The organism is Nocardia sp. NPDC059228, from assembly GCF_042754245.1.
Taxonomy (GTDB): domain Bacteria; phylum Actinomycetota; class Actinomycetes; order Mycobacteriales; family Mycobacteriaceae; genus Nocardia.
In genome coordinates, this window is record NZ_JBHZAL010000014.1 from 92,320 (window position 1) to 113,851 (window position 21,532).

At 69.9% G+C, this 21,532-nt stretch carries 21 protein-coding genes and 1 pseudogene; 11 read left to right on the forward strand and 11 right to left on the reverse strand.

What is annotated here, in order from left to right:
* Positions 1–48: 48 nt before the first annotated feature.
* The 4 genes from alaS (at position 49) to ACFXKA_RS22235 (ending at position 5,679) form a co-directional block, all read left to right on the forward strand.
* Positions 49–2,715: an alanine--tRNA ligase gene (alaS, locus tag ACFXKA_RS22220; protein WP_379428774.1), complete on the forward strand. Its 2,667-nt coding sequence runs from the start codon at positions 49–51 to the stop codon at positions 2,713–2,715.
* Between the two features lie 204 nt (positions 2,716–2,919).
* A complete protein-coding gene (ruvX, locus tag ACFXKA_RS22225; protein ID WP_379428775.1) occupies positions 2,920–3,372 on the forward strand; it encodes a Holliday junction resolvase RuvX in 453 nt (150 codons plus the stop codon).
* Positions 3,369–4,880: an endolytic transglycosylase MltG gene (gene mltG / locus ACFXKA_RS22230; protein ID WP_379428695.1), complete on the forward strand. Its 1,512-nt coding sequence runs from the start codon at positions 3,369–3,371 to the stop codon at positions 4,878–4,880. Before ruvX ends, mltG begins: the two co-directional genes overlap by 4 nt.
* A complete protein-coding gene (locus tag ACFXKA_RS22235) occupies positions 4,855–5,679 on the forward strand; it encodes a shikimate dehydrogenase (RefSeq protein WP_379428696.1) in 825 nt (274 codons plus the stop codon). The genes mltG and ACFXKA_RS22235 overlap by 26 nt, the downstream gene beginning before the upstream one ends.
* A gap of 16 nt (positions 5,680–5,695) precedes the next feature.
* Here ACFXKA_RS22235 and ACFXKA_RS22240 read toward each other — a convergent pair whose 3' ends face one another.
* Together ACFXKA_RS22240 and ACFXKA_RS22245 are read right to left on the reverse strand one after the other, a co-directional pair.
* Positions 5,696–6,172, reverse strand: coding sequence for a DUF3291 domain-containing protein (locus tag ACFXKA_RS22240; protein WP_379394990.1), 477 nt, complete (start codon positions 6,170–6,172; stop codon positions 5,696–5,698).
* 13 nt (positions 6,173–6,185) lie between these two features.
* Positions 6,186–6,803, reverse strand: coding sequence for a helix-turn-helix transcriptional regulator (locus ACFXKA_RS22245; RefSeq protein ID WP_379428697.1), 618 nt, complete (start codon positions 6,801–6,803; stop codon positions 6,186–6,188).
* Positions 6,804–6,926: 123 nt separating this feature from the next.
* Between ACFXKA_RS22245 and ACFXKA_RS22250 the strand changes: the two genes are divergently transcribed.
* Positions 6,927–7,409 (forward strand): B-4DMT family transporter, encoded by a 483-nt coding sequence (locus tag ACFXKA_RS22250; protein ID WP_354837333.1) that lies wholly within the window; start codon positions 6,927–6,929, stop codon positions 7,407–7,409.
* A gap of 127 nt (positions 7,410–7,536) precedes the next feature.
* On the opposite strand, the gene aroB is transcribed toward ACFXKA_RS22250, so the two are convergent.
* From aroB to ACFXKA_RS22270, 4 genes and pseudogenes are all read right to left on the reverse strand, one after another.
* The gene (gene aroB / locus ACFXKA_RS22255) at positions 7,537–8,655 is read right to left on the reverse strand and encodes a 3-dehydroquinate synthase (RefSeq protein WP_379428698.1); all 1,119 of its coding nucleotides are present in this window, start codon (positions 8,653–8,655) and stop codon (positions 7,537–7,539) included.
* A gap of 865 nt (positions 8,656–9,520) precedes the next feature.
* Positions 9,521–10,012, reverse strand: a pseudogene (locus ACFXKA_RS22260) (shikimate kinase); the annotation flags it as partial.
* 71 nt (positions 10,013–10,083) lie between these two features.
* Complete coding sequence (aroC, locus tag ACFXKA_RS22265; protein WP_379428777.1) at positions 10,084–11,289, reverse strand: chorismate synthase; 1,206 nt, start codon at positions 11,287–11,289, stop codon at positions 10,084–10,086.
* Positions 11,290–11,350: 61 nt separating this feature from the next.
* On the reverse strand, positions 11,351–11,812 hold the full coding sequence (locus ACFXKA_RS22270; protein WP_379428699.1) for a prepilin peptidase: 462 nt from the start codon (positions 11,810–11,812) through the stop codon (positions 11,351–11,353).
* 150 nt (positions 11,813–11,962) lie between these two features.
* Here ACFXKA_RS22270 and ACFXKA_RS22275 point away from each other — a divergent pair, with 150 nt between their 5' ends.
* The 4 genes from ACFXKA_RS22275 to ACFXKA_RS22290 are packed head-to-tail and all read left to right on the forward strand — an operon-like array spanning position 11,963 to position 14,492.
* A complete protein-coding gene (locus tag ACFXKA_RS22275; protein WP_354837341.1) occupies positions 11,963–13,087 on the forward strand; it encodes a Xaa-Pro peptidase family protein in 1,125 nt (374 codons plus the stop codon).
* A gap of 37 nt (positions 13,088–13,124) precedes the next feature.
* The gene (efp, locus tag ACFXKA_RS22280) at positions 13,125–13,688 is read left to right on the forward strand and encodes an elongation factor P (RefSeq protein ID WP_354837343.1); all 564 of its coding nucleotides are present in this window, start codon (positions 13,125–13,127) and stop codon (positions 13,686–13,688) included.
* 20 nt (positions 13,689–13,708) lie between these two features.
* A complete protein-coding gene (nusB, locus tag ACFXKA_RS22285) occupies positions 13,709–14,215 on the forward strand; it encodes a transcription antitermination factor NusB (protein ID WP_379387049.1) in 507 nt (168 codons plus the stop codon).
* A 19-nt stretch (positions 14,216–14,234) separates the two neighbouring features.
* Positions 14,235–14,492 carry a YciI family protein gene (locus tag ACFXKA_RS22290; protein ID WP_354837347.1) on the forward strand — a complete coding sequence of 86 codons (258 nt, stop codon included), beginning with the start codon at positions 14,235–14,237 and terminating at the stop codon, positions 14,490–14,492.
* Between the two features lie 12 nt (positions 14,493–14,504).
* Here the strand turns inward: ACFXKA_RS22290 and ACFXKA_RS22295 are convergent, their stop codons facing one another.
* A complete protein-coding gene (locus tag ACFXKA_RS22295) occupies positions 14,505–15,482 on the reverse strand; it encodes a zinc-binding alcohol dehydrogenase family protein (protein WP_379428700.1) in 978 nt (325 codons plus the stop codon).
* A gap of 86 nt (positions 15,483–15,568) precedes the next feature.
* Here ACFXKA_RS22295 and ACFXKA_RS22300 point away from each other — a divergent pair, with 86 nt between their 5' ends.
* Entirely contained in the window at positions 15,569–16,141 is a 573-nt protein-coding gene (locus ACFXKA_RS22300; RefSeq protein WP_379428701.1) for a helix-turn-helix domain-containing protein, read from the forward strand.
* A gap of 205 nt (positions 16,142–16,346) precedes the next feature.
* On the opposite strand, the gene ACFXKA_RS22305 is transcribed toward ACFXKA_RS22300, so the two are convergent.
* Positions 16,347–16,748, reverse strand: a complete 402-nt coding sequence (locus tag ACFXKA_RS22305; RefSeq protein ID WP_379428702.1) for a winged helix-turn-helix transcriptional regulator — start codon at positions 16,746–16,748, stop codon at positions 16,347–16,349.
* 110 nt (positions 16,749–16,858) lie between these two features.
* Between ACFXKA_RS22305 and ACFXKA_RS22310 the strand changes: the two genes are divergently transcribed.
* Complete coding sequence (locus ACFXKA_RS22310; protein WP_379428703.1) at positions 16,859–17,794, forward strand: NADP-dependent oxidoreductase; 936 nt, start codon at positions 16,859–16,861, stop codon at positions 17,792–17,794.
* Positions 17,795–17,991: 197 nt separating this feature from the next.
* Here the strand turns inward: ACFXKA_RS22310 and ACFXKA_RS22315 are convergent, their stop codons facing one another.
* The 3 genes from ACFXKA_RS22315 to ACFXKA_RS22325 form a co-directional block, all read right to left on the reverse strand.
* Positions 17,992–18,597 carry an NUDIX domain-containing protein gene (locus ACFXKA_RS22315; protein ID WP_379428704.1) on the reverse strand — a complete coding sequence of 202 codons (606 nt, stop codon included), beginning with the start codon at positions 18,595–18,597 and terminating at the stop codon, positions 17,992–17,994.
* Between the two features lie 102 nt (positions 18,598–18,699).
* On the reverse strand, positions 18,700–20,133 hold the full coding sequence (locus tag ACFXKA_RS22320) for an RNA-guided endonuclease InsQ/TnpB family protein (RefSeq protein ID WP_379428705.1): 1,434 nt from the start codon (positions 20,131–20,133) through the stop codon (positions 18,700–18,702).
* 111 nt (positions 20,134–20,244) lie between these two features.
* Positions 20,245–21,510, reverse strand: coding sequence for an adenylosuccinate synthetase (locus ACFXKA_RS22325; RefSeq protein WP_379428706.1), 1,266 nt, complete (start codon positions 21,508–21,510; stop codon positions 20,245–20,247).
* Positions 21,511–21,532 lie beyond the last annotated feature (22 nt).

Sequence of the window (21,532 nt, forward strand, 5' to 3'; positions counted from 1 at the left end):
GGTGGTGGGTGGAAACTCCCTGGACCCGGACCGGTAGGCTGGATGGTTGTGCAGACCCACGAGATTCGACGGCGCTTCCTGGAGCATTTCGTAAAGGCCGGACATACCGAGGTACCGAGTGCCTCGCTGATCCTGGCCGACCCCAACCTGCTGTTCGTCAACGCAGGCATGGTCCAGTTCGTGCCGTATTTCCTCGGTCAGCAGACCCCGCCCTTCGATACCGCGACCAGCGTGCAGAAGTGCGTCCGTACCGGCGATATCGAGAACGTCGGCGTCACCACCCGCCACAACACCTTCTTCCAGATGGCGGGCAACTTCTCCTTCGGCGACTACTTCAAGCGCGGGGCCATGGAGCTGGCCTGGTCGCTGCTCACCAACCCCGTCGAGGACGGCGGCTACGGCTTCGATCCGGAAAAGCTCTGGGTCACCGTGTATCTCGACGACGACGAGGCCGAGCAGATCTGGCGTGAGCTCGGCGTGCCGGACGAGCGGATCCAGCGCCGCGGCATGGCCGACAACTACTGGTCCATGGGCATCCCCGGCCCGTGCGGCCCGTGTTCGGAGATCTACTTCGACCGCGGCCCCGAATACGGCATCGAGGGCGGCCCCGAGGCCGACGAGGACCGCTATCTCGAAATCTGGAACCTCGTGTTCATGCAGAACGAGCGCGGCGCCGGGCGCGGCAAGGACGACTTCGAGATCCTGGGCCCGCTGCCCAAGAAGAACATCGACACCGGCATGGGCATCGAGCGTGTCGCGTTCCTGCTGCAGGGTGTCGACAATGTCTACGAGACCGATCTGCTGCGCCCGATCATCAACAAGGCCGAGGAGCTGACCAGCCGCTCCTACGGTGTCGAGCACGCCGACGACGTGCGCTTCCGCGTCATCGCCGACCATGCCCGCACCGCGGCCATGCTGATCGGCGACGGCGTGAACCCCGGCAACGACGGCCGTGGCTACGTGCTGCGCCGCCTGTTGCGCCGTATCGTGCGCTCGGCCCGCCTGCTGGGCGCCGAGCAGCCGGTGATGGGTGCGTTCATCAAGGTCGTCGCCGACCTGATGTCGCCGTCCTATCCGGAACTCACCACCGACTTCAAGCGCATCGAAACAGTGGCCGTCGGTGAGGAGGCCGCGTTCCTCAAGACCCTGAGCACCGGCACCAAGCTGTTCGACGAGACCGTCGACGAGGTGAAGGCCCAGGGCAGCAGGAAGATCAGCGGCACCGACGCGTTCACCCTGCACGACACCTACGGTTTCCCGATCGACCTGACCCTCGAGATGGCCTCCGAGGCCGGCCTGCAGGTCGACGAGGAGGGCTTCCGCGCGCTCATGGCCGAGCAGCGCAAGCGGGCCAAGGAGGACGCTCTCTCACGCAAGCACGCGCACGCCGACCTCACCGTCTACAAGGAGTTCGTGGACCGCGGCGCGACCGAGTTCACCGGCTTCGACGAGCTGTCGACCGAGGCGACGGTGCTGGCCCTGATCAAGGACGGCGTCCGGGTGCCGGTCGCCGAGGCCGGGCAGGACGTCGAGGTGATCCTGGACCGCAGCCCGCTCTATGCCGAGTCCGGTGGCCAGATCGCCGACCGCGGGTCGCTGGCCTCGTCGCACGGCCTCAAGGTGAAGGTCAACGACGTGCAGAAGATCGCCAAGAAGGTGTGGGTGCACAAGTCCACCGTCGAGGCCGGTCAGCTCACCGAGGGCGACACCGTGCTGGCCCAGGTCGATCCGGCCTGGCGGCGTGGCGCCACCCAGGGCCACTCGGGCACGCACATGGTGCACGCCGCGCTGCGACAGGTGCTGGGCCCCAACGCGGTTCAGGCCGGCTCGCTCAACAAGCCCGGCTACCTGCGCTTCGACTTCAACTGGCAGGGCGCGCTGTCCGAGCAGCAGAAGGCCGATATCGAGGCCGTCTCCAACGACGCGGTGGCCGACGACTTCCAGGTCAACACCTTCGTCACCGACCTGACCTCCGCCAAGAAGATGGGCGCCATGGCCCTGTTCGGCGAGAACTACGGCGACGAGGTGCGGGTCGTGGAGATCGGCGGGCCGTTCTCCATGGAGCTCTGCGGTGGCACCCACGTGCAGCACTCCTCGCAGATCGGCCCGATCACCGTGCTCGGCGAGTCGTCGGTCGGTTCCGGCATCCGCCGCGTGGAAGCCTTCGTGGGCCTGGACTCCTACAAGTACCTGGCCAAGGAGCGGGCGCTGCTGGCCGGTGTCGCCTCGTCGCTGAAGGTGCCCTCCGAGGATGTGCCGGGGCGCGTCGAGCAGCTGGTCGAGCGGCTCAAGACCGCCGAGAAGGAGCTGGAGCGCACCAAGATGGCGGCCGTGCTGTCGAGCGCGGGCACCTTCGTGGAGCAGGCCCAGCGGGTCGGCAAGGTGCTGCTGGTCGCCGCCGCCGCGCCCGAGGGCGTGGGCGCGGGCGATCTGCGCACCCTGGTGCAGGACATCAAGGGCCGCTTCGGTTCCGAGCCCGCCATCGTGGTGCTGCTCGGCCACGCCGACGGCAAGGTGCCGTTCGTCGCCGCGGTCACCAAGGCCGCGCAGGATCTCGGCATCAAGGCCGGGGATCTGGTATCAGCCTTCGGTCCGGCCATTTCCGGCCGGGGTGGCGGCAAGCCCGAGATGGCCCAGGGCGCGGGTTCGGACCCGTCGGGCATCGAGGCGGGTCTGGCCGCCCTGCGTGCGCGGGTCGCCGAGCTCGCCGGATAAATGGGCGACGCGGACACATCTGACACGCCGGGTCCCGCAGACGGGACCCGGCCCGTACCCGAAGCAGACCCGGCGCGGCCGGATTCGGGACATTCCTCCGGATTTGCTCGCACGCCGACCGAGGCCTCCGGGGTCTCGGCCGGCGGGCGGGGCTTCGCGTCGGAGCGGCCCTCCCCGGAACGGGACCCGGGCCGCGGCCGGCGCATCGGCATCGACGTGGGGTCGGTGCGCATCGGTGTCGCCTCCAGCGATCCGGACGGGCTGCTGGCCACCCCGGTCGAGACGGTGCCGCGCGCGAAGAAGGTCGCGCCCGGCGCCCTCGCCTCCGATCTATCGAGAATTGCCGACATTGTGCGGGAGTACGAGGCCGTCGAGGTGATCGTCGGCCTGCCGCGCACATTGCGTGGGGAGAGCGGCGCGTCGGCTAAGCTGGCGGCCACCTTCGCGGGGCGTTTGCGGACCCTGATCGCGCCGGTGCCGGTGCGACTTTCCGACGAACGTTTGACTACGGTGTCTGCTGCACGTGCGTTGCGAGACAGTGGAGTTCGCGCACGCGGGCAGCGGCAGGTCATCGATCAGGCCGCCGCCGTGTCGATCCTGCAAGGATGGTTGGACGAACGGAGTGCCCTTTTGAAGCCGCGCGGTGATGACGCATGACCGACCGCTGGACGCGGGCCGAGGAACGCTACCGCCAGAACGCCGAACGGCGTTACCGCCGCGACGATCTGGATTGGTCCGAGGCGGACGATTACGAAGACGACACCACCGTCATTCCCCGCTACGAGGATGAGCGTTACGACGACGAGCACTATGAGGGCGAGGACTACGACGAGGAGCTCCCGCACGAGCCGGAACCCCCGCGCCGCAGCGCGCCCCAGCGTGCCGAGCGCGGCGGCCGCGGCGATCGGGGCCAGCGCGCCGAGCCGGGCCGCCGGGCCACCCGATCGCAGTCGCGCGCGGGGTCGCGAGGCAGCCAGCGCCCCAAGCGATCCCGGATGGCGTCGCGGAAAGCGGCCGAGCGCAAGCGGCGCCGCCGCAATCTGTTCGTCATCGCGGGTGTTTTCGCCGTATTGTTCGTCGGCGCAGTCGGATTCGCGGGCTGGAAGTTCGTCGGCAAGCTGAGCCCGCCCCCCGACTTCTCGGGCCCGCAGGGCCCGCTGGTGGTCATCCAGATCAAGCCGGGTGACACCGCCACCCAGATCGCGCAGACCATGGCCGACAAGGGCGTGGTGGCCAGCAGCGGCGCGTTCTACGAAGCGGCCGTGCGCAATACGAACATGAACTCCATCCAGCCCGGCTACTACGCCATTCCGGGCCACAGCAAGGGCTCCGAAGCGGTGACCGCGCTGTTCAGCAAGGACGCCCGGGTCGGGAATGTGGTCATCTCCGAGGGTCGCCAGCTGCACGACTCCAGCGATGTCACCACCGGCGCGCGCAAGGACGGCATCTACCGCAAGATCGCCGAGGCCAGCTGCGTCGGCACCGGCACCGCCGCCAAGTGCGTCACCTACGAGCAGCTCGACCAGGCCGGGGCCACCGCCGATCCGGCCACGCTGGGCGTGCCGGTGTGGGCGCTGGACCGGGTGCGGTCGGTGCCGGACCGTTCCCGCCAGCTCGAGGGCCTGATCGCCGGTGGTACCTGGGATTTCGACCCCAGCGCCAACGCGCTGGACATCCTCAAGCAGCTGGTGACCGCGAGCGCGGCGAGCTACGACGCCACCGGGGTGGCGCAGTCCGGCGCGGCGAACGGCCTGAGCCCCTACGACACGCTGATCGCGGCCTCGCTGGTGGAGCGGGAGGCGCTGCCGCAGGACATGTCGAAGGTGGCGCGGGTCATCGTGAACCGGCTCGCCGCCCAGCAGCCGCTGCAGTTCGACTCCACCGTCAACTACACCCTCGACAAGACCGAGGTCGCCACCACCGACTCCGACCGAGCGCACAAGACCCCGTGGAACACCTACGCCATGGCCGGTCTGCCCGCCACGCCGATCTCCGCGCCGTCGCTGGATGCCATGCGTGCCATGGAGAATCCGGCGCCCGGCCCGTGGCTGTACTTCGTGACCGTCGACAAGCAGGGCACCACGTTGTTCACCGAGGACTACAAGGAGCACCTGCGCAATATCGAAAAGGCCAGGCAGAGTGGAATTCTCGACAGTGGGCGGTAACCGGAAGGCGGCCGTGCTCGGCAGCCCGATCTCGCATTCGCGGTCGCCGCAACTGCATCTGGCGGCCTACCGGGCGCTCGGCCTGGACTGGAGCTACGAGCGCATCGAGTGCACCGCCGAGCAGCTGCCCGGCCTGGTGGACGGGCTCGGACCGGAATGGGTCGGGCTATCGGTGACCATGCCGGGCAAGGTCGCCGCGCTCGGCTACGCCGACGAGCGCACCGAGCGAGCGGTCCTGGTCGGCTCGGCGAACACCCTGGTGCGCACCGATTCCGGCTGGCGTGCGGACTGCACCGACGTGGACGGTGTGCGCGGCGCGCTGGAAGGCGCCGGCGTGCAGGAGATCTCCCGCGCCGTCGTGCTGGGCGCGGGCGGCACCGCCCGCCCGGCCCTGCTGGCGCTGTCCGACCTGGGCGCGCACACCGTCACCATCGTGGCCCGCGATCGCGGCCGCGCCGCCGGAACCCTGGAACTGGCCGAGCAGCTGGGCATGTCGGCCGAGGTGCTCGATTTCGACCCCGAGGGCCTGCTGTTCGTCTGTTCCGACGTGGACGCCGTCGTCAGCACCGTGCCCGCCGCGGCGGCCGCGGCCGTGGCGGATTCGGTGGCGGCGGCCCCGGTGGTGCTCGACGCGATCTACGACCCGTGGCCCACGCCGCTCGCGGAAGCGGTTGCCCGCGTGGGCAATACCGTGGTCAGCGGCCTGGAGATGCTGCTCAACCAGGCCTACGGGCAGGTCGAGCAGTTCACCGGCAAACCCGCTCCGCGCGCCGAAATGGCTGCGGCCCTGCGGGATTGATCACGGATGTGACCCGCTAATCGAGGACGGCCGCGGATATTTCCGCGGCCGTTTCCGGTTCGAAGGCCTGCCGGAAGGTGAAAGCGTAAGGCGTCGGCCCGTTCTCGCGCAGGTGGTCCAGTCGCGCCATGGCGTCGGCGAGTGTGGGCAGCATGCCCTCCGGCACCCACCACAGCACCGTGAAGACCTCGCGCAGCGGGGTGAACCATTCCCGGCGGCGGCGCACGTAGTCCATGTGGCCGCTGCGATAGACGTAGTCGAACAACGCTTCCCGCGATTCCCACACGCTCATGTTCACCAGCATGTCCGGCTCGCCGTGGTACGGGCGCAGGGAGGTGGCGTTGTTGGATTCGCCGTCCACCATGCGCCAGACGAAGCCGGGGGAGGATTCGGCGACGGCATTGATCTCGTCGAGGGCCGAGAAGAATTCGGCGACCCGGGGATCGCCTTCGGGGGCGACCATGCGCCCGATGTTCAGCTGTGCGAGGTGCATTCCTCGACTATAACTAGTCTCCATTGGTTTTAGAAAAGCTCACGCAGCATCGGCCCGGCGCCGGATCCATCCGCGCGGTCCAGCCGGCCTCGGCCGCCGGACCTGCCAGCAGCGCCAGATTCATGCCGCAGACCAGCGGCGGGAAGTCCACGGCGAGGCGGTGAAAAGGGCAGTTGCGCAGGCGGATCGCGTCGCCGTCGAGATAGGGCTCGTAGCCGCGCTCACGCAGCACCTCGAACAGGTCACGGCTCGCGAGGGCCGGCCCGTGCGCGGCGGCGGCCTTCGCGATGGCGTCCTCGAAGCCCTCGTGCTCGACCACCTCGGCGAGAATCGTTGCGACCGTGCGATAGTCGCGGGCCGGCAGCGTGATCGCGAACTCCGCGTCGGCGCGGCGATAGAACTTGGCGGGCCGTCCCGAACCGGGCCCGGTGCGGCCCTCCGGGCGGCGGAAGACCGCGTCCAGCAGTCCCGCCTCGGTGAGCTTGTCGAGATGGAAGGCGGCCAGCGGCCTTTTGATCTCGACGGCCGCGGCCGCTTCGTCCCGGCTCACGTCGTGGTCGGCGGCCGCGACATGGTCGTAGAGCCGCTTGCGGATCGGATCCTGAAGCAGGGCGACGGCTTCGATGCTCACGCTGTCTTTGTAGCAGCGTGCCGGGCCCGGGTGTGTCCCGCGGCCCCGCTCCGGCTATGGTTCTGGAACAAGTTTCAATTCATTGGGTTCGGCCGCGCGGCCGCGCAGGTTAAGGTGATCGTCATGAATGCGTGGGTGTTGCGCGCCGTGGGCTTGGGGGCGCTGACCGTTGTGCTGGAGGCCCTGCTCGGTTTCGGCATGAGGTACTGGCCGACCACGGGCGCCTGGATGCGGATCCTGTGCCTGATCGTGCTGGTCGGCTCGGTGGTCGCGTGGGGCGTACTGGACGGCCGCGCCGATCGGCGCGCCAATGCCGATCCCGAGCGCGGCACCGATCTGACCATGCGCTGGCTCAAGGCCGCGCTCGCCGGTGGCCTGGGCTCCGGCCTGGCCGCCTGGATCCTCGACTTCGTTCCCGGCTTCGACCTGGGTGATCAGGGTCTGGTCTTCAACATCACCTCGGCCGCGTCCTTCATCGTGCTGCTGATCTTCATCCCGGGCGTGCTCGGCGTCGCCCTCGGCCGCTGGCTGGCGGGCCGGGGCGGCAAGAAGCAGTCCGGCACCCCCGCCGGCTCCGCACCCAACCCGCAGCCCGCCGGCGTCTGAGCTCCCGTCCGCGCTCGACCCCGCGCCACCGATCGGGTGGCGCGGGGTTTTTCGTATCCGGGAGCACCGACGGCAGCGCCCGCCGCCGGAGTCCGGCGACGGGCGCTGAGAGGAAAGCCGCTGTGCCCTACAGCAGAATCGCGCCGCCGGTCGGGCCGTCCTCGCGGGCGATGGCCGAGTAGGCCGCGGCCAGCAGGCTCGGATCCGGGCCCTCCAGCCGACCCGGCTTGGCCAGGCCGTCGAGCACCACGAAACGCAGTACGCCCGAACGGGTCTTCTTGTCGGTCTGCATGGCGTCCATCAGCTGCGGCAGCGCATCGGCGTCGTAGGTGGTGGGCAGGCCGATGCTGTCCAGGATGGTGCGGTGCCGCTCGGCGGTGGCGTCGTCGAGACGGCCTGCCAGGCGGCCCAATTCGGCCGCGAAGACCAGGCCCACCGAGACGGCCGCGCCGTGCCGCCAGCGGTACCGCTCCCGGCGCTCGATGGCGTGACCGAGAGTGTGGCCGTAGTTGAGGATCTCGCGCAGATTCGATTCCTTCAGGTCGGCGGCCACCACATCGGCCTTGACCTGGATGGCGCGGCGGATGAGCTCGGGCAGCACGTCGCCGGTCGGGTCCATGGCGGCCTGCGGGTCGCGTTCCACCAGCTCCAGGATCACCGGGTCGGCGATGAAACCGGCCTTGATGATCTCGGCCATTCCCGCCACGATCTCGTTGCGCGGGACCGTCTCCAGCGTGGCCAGGTCCACCATGACGGCGGCCGGCTCGTGGAAGCTGCCGACCAGGTTCTTGCCCGCCTCGGTATTGATGCCGGTCTTGCCACCCACCGCGGCGTCCACCATGGCCAGCAGCGTGGTCGGCACGTGCACGATGTCCACGCCGCGCATCCAGGTGGCGGCCACGAAACCGGCCAGGTCGGTGGCCGCGCCGCCGCCCAGGCTCACGATCACGTCCTTGCGGGTCAGCCCGATACGGCCGAGCACCTCCCAGCAGAAGCCCGCGACCTGCAGGTCCTTACCGGCCTCGGCGTCGGGGATCTCCACCCGGTGCGCATCGATGCCCTTGTCGGCGAGGGCCTTCCGCACCACCTCGGCGGTCTCGGCCAGCGGCGGCTGGTAGAAGATCGCCACGGTCCGCACGCCGGACCGGCCGGTCACCTGGTCGACCAGGTCGCCCAGCAGCCCCCGGCCGATGATCACCGGGTACGGGTCGGCCGTGCGGACCTCGATGCGAGTCGGCTCGCTCATAGGACTCCTCCGTGAATGGTCCCGCCCAGCGGCGGGGAATAGCGTGACCCCGTGGTGCGGGGAAGTTGTCGATCGGATCGGCGGCGCGTGCCCGTGGCGCGCGATGGTGCGCTCAGGATCACGAACCTCCCTCCACCGCAGGGGAAGTGGCACCGGGAACCGGTCCGTCGGCCGGCGTGTGCTGCTGCTCGCGGGCGCGTGCCCGCGCCCGTCGGGCCCGGGCACGGCGCGAGCGTCCGCTGCCGGGCGCGGCGACGGCGCCGGGTACGCGGGCCGCATCCGATGGTGCGGCGGGTGTGTTCGGGGCGGCCACGTCGGCCGGAGCGGCGGTGCGGGGCGAATCCTGGCCACCGGCAGCGGAACTCGAGGGCGCACCGGCGATGCGGGAGGCGCGGCGACGGCGTCCGCCGGTACGCGCACCCACTGCTCCGGATCCACCACCCACAGCGTCGGCCACCGCGGGCGCGCCGGACCGGTCAGGGGACGCGTTCCCTGATCCGGCGGCGGGCGGCGCGACCGCCGCGCCGACGGTGGTCTCCGCGTTCGGCGGGAGTGGAGCGGCCGCGGTGGTGCGGCCGCCGCGGCGGCGCGAACGCCGGTTGCGCCGAGAGCGTTTCGCGTCCCCGGCGGCCTCGGCCGCGCCGGCGGGCGAGGCAGGGGAGCCCTGGCCGTTGCGCGCCTCGGTGGCCGGGGTCGAATCGGCTTCGGCGGCAGTCGTATTCGTGCCGTCGCCCGGCCTGTCCTCGCCGCGGCCGCGGCCGCGGCGGCGGCGTTTGCGGCGGGCGCGCGAGCGGGAGCTGACGCCGGGCTCGACGGTAGCGGTCTCGGTGCCCGAATCCTCCGGGCGCGCAATCGGTTCCAGCCCGAGCTTGGCCAGGATCATGCGGACGACGCGGCCGGGGCTGCGGCCGTCGGTGCGCACCCGCACGGTCGCCACCTCACGGTAGAGGGGGCGGCGGATCTTCATCAGTTCGCGGTACTTCTTGGCGGGGTCGTCGCCGTTGAGCAGCGGGCGGTTGGTGCTGGCGCCGGTGCGGCGCAGCCCTTCGCCCACACTGATTTCCAGGTAGACGACGGTACGGTCGTGCAGCAGGGCGCGGGTCGCGGCCGAGAGCACCGAGCCGCCGCCGAGGGAGACCACGCCGTGCCCGGCGAGGACCGCGTCACGGACGACCTCCTCCTCCATGCGGCGGAACTCCGGCTCGCCGTCCTCGGCGAAGATCTCCGGAATCGTGCGCCCGGCGCGCTCCTCGATCCCGGCGTCGGTGTCGTAGAGGTCCACGCCGAGTTCCCGGGCCAGCTTGCGCCCGATGGTGGACTTGCCCGCGCCCGGCGGGCCGACCAGCACCAGACTGATTGCGGGCCGGTCGGTTTCACCGGCCGCCGCGGTGGGTTCGTGCTCGCCGGACACCGCGCTGTCGTCAGCGGTCACTGCCCGGCGTGGCCCGGGATGTGCGGGCGGGCGTTGATCCGCTTCAGGTAGGCGTGGATGTTGTCGACGGTCTCGGGCAGCGAGTCGCCGCCGAACTTGTCCAGTACGGCCTGCGCCACGACCAGCGCCACCATCGCCTCGGCGACCACACCGGCCGCGGGCACCGCGCACACATCCGAGCGCTGGTGGATGGCGACGGCCTCCTCGCCGGAGGACATGTCGACCGTCGACAGCGCCCGCGGCACGGTCGAGATCGGCTTCATGGCCGCGCGCACGCGCAGCGCCTCGCCATTGGTCATGCCGCCCTCCAGGCCGCCCGCGCGGTTGGTGGAGCGCAGCACGCCGTCGGGGCCCGGCCGCATCTCGTCGTGGGCCTGGCTGCCGCGGCGGCGGGCGGTCTCGAAACCGTCGCCCACCTCGACGCCCTTGATGGCCTGAATGCCCATGAGCGCGGCCGCCAGTCGCGAATCCAGGCGCGCCTCACCGGAGGTGAACGAGCCCAGGCCCACGGGCAGGCCCTCGATCACGACCTCGACCACACCGCCCAGGGTGTCGCCGTCCTTCTTGGCCGCCTCGATCTCGGCGATCATGGCCGCCTCGGCGTCCTTGTCGAACGCGCGCACCGGCGACTCGTCGATGGCGTCCAGATCCGCGGCGGTCGGGACCACGCCGGTGGTGTTCGCGGCGGCGCCGATGGACACCACGTGCGAGATCACCTCGACGCCCAGCGCCTGGCGCAGGAAGTTCTTGGCCACGGTGCCCGCCGCGACCCGCGCCGCGGTCTCGCGGGCGCTGGCCCGCTCCAGGACATTGCGGGCGTCGTCGAAGCCGTACTTGAGCATGCCCGAGTAGTCGGCGTGGCCCGGACGGGGACGGGTGAGGGGGGCGTTGCGGGCGAGGTCCGCGAGCTCGGCCTCGTCCACCGGATCGGCGGACATGACCTGGGTCCACTTGGGCCACTCCGAGTTCGCCACCTCGATGGCGACCGGGCCGCCCATGGTGCGGCCGTGGCGCACGCCGCCGACCATGGTGATCACGTCGGCCTCGAACTTCATCCGCGCGCCGCGCCCGTACCCGAGCCGTCGCCGGGCCAGCTGCGCGCCGATCTCGGCGGAGGTCACCTCGACACCGGCCACCATCCCCTCGAGGATGGTGACGAGAGCAGGACCATGGGATTCTCCGGCAGTTATCCAGCGCAACACGAGTGACATCTTTCCATGACAACGGGGGTGCTCGAACACACGGCCCGTGCGTAGCCCGATGTCAGCGCACGGCCACCACCGCCACCATGCTCGCGGCACACATCGCGGGCCCGTGCGCGAGCGTCCCGGCGACGACCGCCCGCCCGCCCGCGCCCGGGATCGGCAGCCGATGCCCGAGCATGCCGCCCAGGCCGGCGGCGGCGGTGAGCATCGGCGCGGCCAACGCCGCCCAGGACCAGGTCTGGGCGCCGCAGAGGGCTGTCGCCGCGCCTAGTCCGAAGGCGAGTTTGACGTCGCCCGCGCCGAGGGCGTGCGGGCAGCAGAGGTGGACGAACAGGTAGGGAACGGTCAGCAACAGGGCGCCGGAGACCGCGAGTGCCGGCCTGCCCGTGGCGAATCCGTAGCCGATCACGAGCGCGGCGCCGGGCAGGGTGAGGACGTTCGGTAGCCGCCGGCTGCGCAGATCGCAGACGCTCAGGGCGACGCACCACAGGGTCAGCAGCAGGACGGGCAACGGAGACATGGATCGAGGATCGCGCGGCGGCGGCCGGTGCGGGGGGCGTGATCGCGAAATGTGGAGAACCGCTTGCGATGTGAACGGCCTGGGTTCCATTACCAGGTCATTCACGTGTTGCGTGTCGGTGTTGCGGCGTGTCGGCGGTAGCTTTGACGCATGTCTGCTGATCACGATCCGGTCCGGCGCCCCGACTACGCACTGCGCAGGGCCAGCCTGCGCAATCTGCTGGTGGAGAACCGCGTCGATGCCCTGCTGGTCACGGACCTGATCAATATCCGGTACCTGACCGGTTTCACCGGCTCCAACGCCGCGCTGCTGGTGTACGCCTGGGATTCCAGCGAGGACCGCACCATCATCTGCACCGACGGCCGCTACCTCACCCAGGTCGGCGTGCAGGTGCCCGATCTGCGCGCCGAGATCAACCGGGCCAGTGCGCGCCGCGTCATGGAGATCGCGGGGGAGTGGCAGACCGGCCGGGTCGGTTTCGAGAGCCACGTGGTCACCGTCGAACAGCATCGCGGCCTGTCCGCGCTGGGCACCGGCCTGGACCTGGTCGCGGTCTCGGGGCTGGTCGAGCAGTTGCGCATGGTGAAGGACGACTTCGAGGTCGAGCAGCTGCGCGCGGCCTGCGACGCCGCCGACGCGGCCCTGGCCACCCTGCTCGAGCGCGGCGGGCTGCGTCCCGGCCGCACCGAGCGGGAGGTGGCCCGGGAGCTGGAGTGGCTCATGTTCGAGCACGGCGCCGAGGCGGTCGCCTTCGAGACCATCGTGGCCGCGGGCGCGAATTCGGCTGTCCCGCATCATCGCCCGACCGGGTCGGTGCTGGCCACCGGTGATTTCGTGAAGCTCGACTTCGGCGCGGTGGTCGGCGGCTACCACTCCGACATGACCCGCACCTTCGTGCTGGGTGCGCCGACGGACTGGCAGCGCGAGGTCTATGACCTGGTCCAGCGGGCGCAGCAGGCCGGCCGCGAGGCCCTGACCCCGGGCGTCTCGACCAAGGCGGTGGACGCGGCGTCGCGCGCGGTGATCGAGGCCGCCGGGCACGGTGAGCTGTTCGTGCACGGCCTCGGGCACGGTGTGGGCCTGCAGATTCACGAAGCGCCCGGAATAGCCAAAACCGGCACGGGTACACTGCTGGATGGCGTGGCGGTGACCGTCGAGCCAGGTGTGTACTTCCCCGGCCGCGGTGGTGTCCGGATCGAGGACACACTCGTGGTTCGCCAGGGGGGCCCGGAGCTGCTCACCCGCACCAGCAAAGACCTGACCGTCGTCGACTGACGCACGGTTCGACCGACTAGTAGGAGATCCGAGGACAGTGGCGGACACCAGCGACTTCAAGAACGGCCTCGTGCTGAAGATCGACAATCAGCTGCAGCAGATTGTCGAGTTCCAGCATGTGAAGCCGGGTAAGGGTCCCGCCTTCGTGCGCACCAAGCTGAAGAACGTGGTCTCGGGCAAGGTCGTCGACAAGACCTTCAACGCGGGCGTCAAGGTGGAGACCGCGACCGTCGACCGTCGCGACATGACGTACCTGTACCACGATGGTCAGGACTACATCTTCATGGACGGCGACACCTACGACCAGATCCACCTGAGCGAGCAGCTGCTGGGCCGCAACGCGGGCTTCCTGCTGGAGAACATGGCCGTGCAGATCGCCATGCACGAGGGCGAGGCGCTGTTCGTCGAGCTCCCGGTCGCCATCGACGTGATCGTCACCCACACCGAGCCCGGCCTGCAGGGCGACCGCTCCTCGGCCGGCACCAAGCCCGCCACCGTGGAGACCGGCGCCGAGGTGCAGGTGCCGCTGTTCATCAACCAGGGTGACAAGCTGCGCATCGACACCCGGGACGGCAGCTACATCAGCCGCGTCAACAACTGACGCGACGGATAATGTCTTCCGTGGCCGATCAATCGGACAAGAAGTCGTTCAAGAAGCTCGGCGCACGGCACAAGGCGCGCCGGCGCGCGGTGGATCTGCTCTTCGAGGCGGAGGCCCGCGATATCGATCCTGCGGATCTGCTGTCCGAGCGTGTCTCGCTGGCGGTGCGTGAGGAGTCGGTGGCGCCGGTGAACCCCTACACCCGGGTCCTGGTCGAAGGCGTCGCCGACGATCTGGACCGGGTGGACGGCACCATCGAGTCGTACCTGCAGGACTGGACGCTGGGACGGCTGCCCGCCGTGGACCGTGCCATCCTGCGGGTGGCGGTGTGGGAGTTGTTCCACGGCAACGACGTTCCACCGGTGGTGGCGGTCGACGAGGCGGTGGAGCTGGCCAAGGAGCTGTCCACCGACGATTCGCCGTCGTTCATCAATGGTGTGCTCGGGCAGGTGGTCCAGGTGGCCCCGCAGGTGCGGGCCGCCGCGGCCGCGACCCGCGCCACCGTCGTCGCCGACGACGAGAAGTAGTTCGAAGGAGAAGCGCAGGGTGCGCAAGTATCTCGTGATGGCCATGCGCACCCCGCGCTTCGACGACTCCGTCATCGTCCCGCACAAGGACTGGCTGACGGCCGTCCGCGAGCGTGGACAGCTGGTGGAAACCGGCAAATTCACCGACGGCAGCGGCGGTGCGTACGTGATCACCGCCGAAAACCTGACTGCCGCACAGGAACTGATCCGCACCGACCCGATTCACACGACGGGCGCGTCGGAACTCACCGTCTACGAGTGGGAAATCACCGGCTGATCCGGACTTTCGTCACGCCCCGGCGGGACGCAGCACGATCGTGCCCTTGGCCGCCCGGTCGGCCAGCAGCTGATGGGCGTGGGCGGCCTGATCGAGCGGTAGCACGCGGTCGACGAGCGGGGTCAGTGATCCCGTCGCGGCGCGATTCAGTGCCGCGGCGCGCGCGGCGGCGACCCCCGCCAGCCAGTCCGGCCCGGAGCAGCCGATCAGGGTGAGGCCGCGCATGATCAGGTCCATGGCGCCGACCTGTGCGGGCGCGCCGGACAGGAAGCCGTAGCTGAGCATGCGGCCGCGCAGCGGCGTCATGAGATCCAGCAGGGCCAGGGCGGATTCGCCGCCGATCGAGTCGAACACGACGTCCAGCGTTGTGCCGCCGAGCATTTCGCGCAGTTGCTCGGTCCAGCCGGGTATGTGGTGGTCGACGACGATGTCCGCACCGAATTCGCGTGCCTGCGCGGCCTTTTCGGCCCCGCCCGCGGTGGCGATCACCCGCGCGGCGCCGTACTCCTTGGCCAGCTGGGTGAGATAGGCGCCGACACCGGTCGCGGCCGCCTCGATCAGGACCGTCTCGGTGCCGGTGAGCCGCGCGGTCTCCAGCAGCGGGATCGCGACCGACCCGCTCATGGCGACCGCCGCGGCCTCGACGGTGCCCAGGCCGTCCGGAATCGCGGTCGCCGTCTCCACCGGAACGCAGACCTGCTCGGCATAGGTGCCGAAACTGTTGCTGCTCACCACTGCTCGCTGCCCGATCAGCGCCGGGTCCACGCCCGCGCCGACCTCGGCGATGACGCCCGCGGCCTGGGTGCCGAAGACGATCGGGAACTCCACCGGCAGCGGGAACGCGCCCGACCGCAGCATGGTCTCCGGGAACAGCACCGGAATCGCCTCGGTGTGCACCAGGATCTCTCCGGCCTGCGGGCGCGGCGCGGGCACCTCGCTCGCCACCAGGACGTCGGGTGCGCCGGTAGCGGTCAATAGGATTGCGTGCATTGAGAACCTCTCATAAGTTGACTGACGGTCAAGATGTGTCTGCGAAGATATTGACCGTCGGTCAAGTTGTCAATGAAAGTGGTGATATGGACCGGCCCAAGGAACGCGCCGACGCAGCGCGCAACCGGCAGGCAATCCTGGTGGCGGCGCGGAAGCTGTTCGCCGAGGAGGGGGCCGACGCCGCCACGATGGAACGGATCGCGGCAGCGGCCGGGGTGGCCAAGGGCACGCTCTTCCACCGCTTCGGCAGCCGCGCCGGCCTGCTGCACGAACTGATGGCCGAGGGTGCGTTCGACCTGATGGAGGCCGTGCGGTCGGGTCCGCCGCCGCTCGGTCCGGGTGCTCCGGCCGGGGAGCGCCTGCTGGCCTACTTCGACGCCATGACCCGTCTGGTCGCCGACGACATCGAGATCTCGGTCGCCTATCGGGCAATACCTCCGCATCCACGTGCCGAGGAACTCCACGCCTTCTGGGCCGCCCACATCAGCAGCCTGCTCCGCGAGGTCCGCCCCGATCTCGACGCCGACGTGGTCGGCGGGTTGCTGCTCGCGCCCCTGGGTGGTGACCTGGTGCCCTATCTGGTCCGCAACGGCCAGAAGGACCGGCTTCTCGAAGCCGTCCGGCAGCTGGTCCAATCGGTTCTCGACGGAGCTGCGTGAGACTGCGGACCTGGATTGGGGATTCGCTTGAGTGGCAACGAATCCGCCAGAGCCGCAGCGAATTCGCCCGAGTCGACGTGGATGTGCCTGAGCCGCAACCGCTCTGCCCGAGTTGCGACGGATATGCCCGGGTCGCGAAGACATGCCGGAACTGCGAGGGATCTGCCTGCGGGTGACGGATATGCCTGAGCGGGAACGGTCCAGGTCAGTTCGGGCTGTCGTCGTAGCGTTCGCGGGCGGCGAGGACGTCCTCGATGTGGGTCTCGGCCCAGCTCTTGATCGCCTGCATGACCGGGAGCAGGCTGCGTCCGAGTTCGGTGAGCTCGTAGTCGACCCGGACCGGCACCGAGGCGGTGACCGCGCGGCTGACCAGCCCGTCGCGTTCCATGGTGCGCAGGGTCTGGGTGAGCATCTTCTGGCTGACGCCCGCGACGACGCGGGACAGGTCGCTGTAGCGGCGGGGTCCGCCGGCGAGCGCGGTGAGCAGCAGGCTCACCCATTTGTCGCTGATGCGGTCGAGCAGGTGCCGGGTGGGGCATTCCTGGACGTAGGCGTCGTAGGCGCGGCGGGCTTCGGTGCGCCGCTGGGCCGCGGTCTTGGTTGCCATGGCTCTCCCTCGCGTACGGTACGCACTCCGAGGTGCGTACTTCCCAGTGGAGAGTAACACTCCGTAGGTTCGGGGCTGGATGGAAAACCATACAGCAGAGGAGAACTCACATGCGTGCCGTCGTGATTCGTTCGTTCGGAGGTCCCGAGGTGCTGGAGCTGGCAGGCGTGCCGGTGCCGTCGCCGGGTCCCGGGCAGGTGCGGATTCGGGTGACCGCCGCCGGGGTGAATCCGGTCGATCTGCACACCCGCTCGGGCGGTCTGGCACAGGCGGGCCTGATGGTGCCGCGCGACGTGATCGGCCTCGGCTGGGACGTCGCCGGCACGATCGACGAGATCGGTTCCGGCGTCCCGGATTTCGCGCTCGGTGACCAGGTGTACGGGTTGTCGGACCGTCTGGACGTGCCATTGGGCGCGCAGGCGGATTTCGTCGTCCTGGACGCCGCGGCCGTCGCGCTCGTCCCGCGCCGTGCTTCCGCGGTCGAGGCGGCGACGATACCGCTGAATGCCCTGACCGCCGTGCAGTCCCTGGACGCGCTCGCGCTCACCGCCGGGCAGACCGTGCTGATCACCGGCGCTGCCGGTGCGGTCGGCGGCTTCGCGGTGGAACTGGCCGTGGCCCAGGGACTTCGGGTGGTGGCGACCGCCGCCGCCCCGGACGAGGACCTGGTCCGTGAACTCGGCGCGGAATTCTTCGTCCCGCGCGGCGCACGCCTGGGCGAGGCGGTGCGCGCCCTGATCCCGGGCGGTGCCGACGGCGCGGTGGATGCCGCGTCCCTGGGCGCCGAGGCTCTCGACGCGGTCCGCTCCGGGGGTGGGTTCGCGGCCGTGGTGGGTGGCGCGGAACCGGCGGGTCTGCGCGGAATCCGGGTCGCCAACACCTGGATTCGCGCCGACGGTCGCCGCCTCGCCGAGCTGGCCGCCCTGGTCGATGCGGGCCGCCTGACTCCTCGTGTGGCCGGCACCCTGCCCCTCGACCGGGTCGCCGACGCCCACCACCGGCTCGCCGCGGGGGGCCTCCGCGGCCGTCTCGTACTGGTGCCCTGAACCGGCGGGTTCCCGGGGCATGCGCGAATTGTCCGGCATGTCGTCAGACCAGCAGGCCGCGTCGATGACGGCCTCGGAACCGATGCAGGCCCGCGTCGGCCACTCTGCGCGGCAAGCTGGAGGCCGCTGCCCTGGCCAATGTGTCCCGCGCCGTGCGGGTTCCGGACCGGTTCAGGCCGGGTGGGTGACCCGGTCGGCTAGGTGAAGGACCAGACGGCGGCGGGGCGGCCGGTGGCCTTCACCCGAACCCGTTCGCCGGTGCGGGAGAGTCCGGGGATGGCGGCCAGGGTCCGGTTGAGGTTGCCGGGGTCGGGTTTCGCGCCGTGCAGGGCGGTGGTGAGGTCGACGGCTCTGGTGGCGGTGAACTGGTCGCCGGTCAGGGCGCGGGTGAATGCCAGGTCCTTCCAGAGCATCTCGGCCAGCCGGGCGCGGGCGGCGGCGACGATCTGGTTGTGGTCGAAGGCCAGATGCGGGACGGCGTCGAACGGGACCCAGGTCGCGCTGCCGGTTCCGTGCGGGCCGACCACGGCCCACATGGCGATGGACAGTGTCGGCCCGCGTGGATCGCGGTGCGGCTCATCGAAGGTGGCGACCTGCCCGACGGCGAGGATGGCCTCGGCCGGTACCCCGAGTTTGGTGTGGACCGCGCGGCGGGCGGCCTCGGCCAGGCGTTCGCCGAGGCCGAGCAGCACACCCGGCAGCGCGAGTTCACCGGCGAAGGGCTCCCACCGCCGGGGCGCGATGCCGAGGGCGGCGGTGGGGTCGTCGGGTCCGTAGCGCAGGGTGATCACGTCGATGGACACTGCGGATTGTTGCTCCACAAATGGACAATCATGCCTGACAGCCTGTCGAATATCCCGGGTTGACCCCCGGTCGATTCGACAGCGCCCTTCTCGGGCGTCCACTCACGCCGGTAGCGGGTGAGTATCGGTTCCCGCGTCTGTCGGGCTGGTTTCACTGGCACCGGTGGGGTGCCGGTCAGTGCCGTCCCGTCGGCGGGCGTTGGTTACCCGGCCCCCTGCTGGGAGGTCCGGGGATCGTGACGAGCTGCTTTCTTGGATGTTCGGCCATAGCGCAAGATTGGTGGCCGCGTTCACGTCCCGGTCGGCGCGGAACCCGCACCCGCACAGGAACACTCGATCCGCCAATACCAGCCCGGCGTTGATAGTGCCGCACTTCGAGCAGCGTTTGCTCGACGGGAACCAGCGGTCAGCAGTGACCACCGTGCCGTTGCGCCAGTGCTGTTTGTACCGTAGCAAGCGGGCGAAGTCGGTCCAGCCGGCATCGCTGATAGCGCGGGCCAGGCGGTGATTGCCGAGCATCCCGGTCACGTTCAGGTCCTCGATGACGAGCCGGTCGTGGGTTTTGACCAGCTCGTTGGTGACCTGATGCAGGAACTGACGGCGCTTATCGGCGACCTTACGATGGTGGCGGGCCAGTTTCGCGGCGGCCTCGCCTCGATTGCGGGATCCTTTCTGCTTGCGGGACAACGCTTTCGACAGCCGCCGCAGTCGAGCAAGCCCGGAAGCGGCGGGTTTGGCTGGGTTTGCGATGCGGGCTAGCGCGGTTCCGTCGGCGTTGGCCGCGACCACGAACACCGACAATCCTCGATCCAATCCTGTCCAACCACCCGGATCTGCCGGGTCACGGAGCGGGTGGCGACGGGCTGGGTGCAGGTCAGCGGCCTCGGTTGCGAGACTGACCCACCATAGACCTGCGTGTTGAGACACCGTGGCGTATAAGATCTTCGCGCGCCCGAGTCGAAGCATTCGCCGCAACTGGCGGGTATCGGCACGAACCCGAATCAGACCGATGCCAGGCAAGGTGACCGATCGCGCGATGCCGTCATCACCGACACGAATCGAGGCACGCCCACCGTTCGAACCTTTGGTGCGCAGCCGGAATGCCGGGGTTGTGCGTGCCTTGGTCTTGAAACGGGGAAAACCGACAGGTTTGCCCTTACGTTTGCCGTGACGCGACGCCGAGAAGGCTTTCAAAGCGCGGCCGCAGTCCACGGCAGCTTCTTCGAACACCTGCTGGCACACCTGATCCCGCCACGCTAACCCCGTGACCTGTATCTGCGTGGTCCCGGACGGGTCGACGGTGAAGACCCGACCGGCAGTTTCGGTCTTCTTCCATGCATTGAAGGCGTTGATCAAACTGAATCCGGTCCACGGGATCGGGTAATCGGGATCGCTATTGCGTGCGGTGAGGGCGGTTTTCACCATGTGCAGGCACTGGTTGAACGCGAACCGCGCGGCACCGGCGTGCCGGGTAAGCACGGTGTGCTGCTCGGCTGTGGGGTCAAGCCGGTAACGGAACGTGGTGTGCCTGCTCATCACGAGCGAGTGTGACACAGGACACCGACAGGATTTGCGGTGTGGGGTTGGCCGAATGAGGTGCGCACCAGACGAATCGACAATCCGCCCATCCTCGGAACGTTGAAACGATCAGTCCTTGTATAGGCGCTGAGCCGCGATCCGGAGGGTGCGATCGGCTCGGTCCGGCCCGCACGCGGTGAGCACCACGGGCGCGCCGAGTTCGGCCTCCAGGTAGCCGGGCGCCTCGGCGGGCAGGTCGGCCAGGGCCGGGGTGGCGGCGGCGAGGAGATCGGTGAGCCGCCGCTGGTGGCCGAGGTCCTGCCAGACTCCGCACGCCAGCCGGTCGACGCAGCCGTCGGGGGTGAGATAGCCGGTGGCGGTGCGGATGTCGCCGAGGGCGTCGAGGTGGTTGACGACCACGCCGTCGATCCCGCCGCAGGCTTCGACGGCGTAGCGGAGCAGCAGCGGATCGAGGTGCCCGCGCCGGAACGCGCCCTGGTATTCGCCGGTTCCATTGTGCGGCTCCGCAATCGCGAGCGCCGGGTCCTCGGTTGGGAACGGCCCGGCCCCGTGCCTGGTCATGTACGCGCGGGTCACGCCGAGCACGTAGCCGGGCGCGCCGAGGCGCGCCAGCATGGCGCGCGCGTGCCGGGGTTCGACGGTCGACCAGGTGGTGTACGGGTGGGTGCCGCGCCACTCGTCGAGCAGCACCCCCTGCGCGCCTTCGAACACCAGCCGGCCCTGACGCGCGAACGCGGCGAGCTGCTCGCCCGGCAGGATGGCCACGGACCGGGCGAACGCGGTGTACGCCGCGACCAGATCGTCGATCGGGTCGTAGCGGTGCCGTCCGCCCGCGAGCAGCGGCCCGTAGTGTTCTTCGAGTGCGATCAGTTTGCGCCGCAACACCTCCGGTCGACGGCAGTCGGCGACCCGGGGTGCGTCGTGGCCGAGCGCGTAGCTCGCCGTCTCGCCGATGCCGATGCCGCACGAACCGTGCCGGGCGGTACCCCTCGTATCCTCCCGGCAACGGTTGGCGGCTCCGTGGATCGGCGTGGTGAGCAGGGCCCGCTCGTCCACGTAGAGCAGGGACAGCGGATCGGCGACGCCGAGCACGGCGAGTTCGCGCGCCTCGGCGGCCAGAGCCAGCGGTTCCACCAGCATGTGCCGCGACAGCAGGGTCGGCACCCGCGACAGGGTGCCGGACCCGAACTGATGGAAGGTGTGGTGGCGGCCGTCGGCTGTCACATTGTGGGCGGCCTGCGCCCCGCCGTTGAACCGCACCACCGCGGCCACGTCGAGCCCGGCCTGCGGTGAGCACAGCCAGTCCACGGTGGCGCCCTTGCCGGCATCGCCGAAGCCCAGGTCCACCACGATCAGGTGGCTGTCGCCGAACATGTTGTGTCCCTTCGTCCATCGG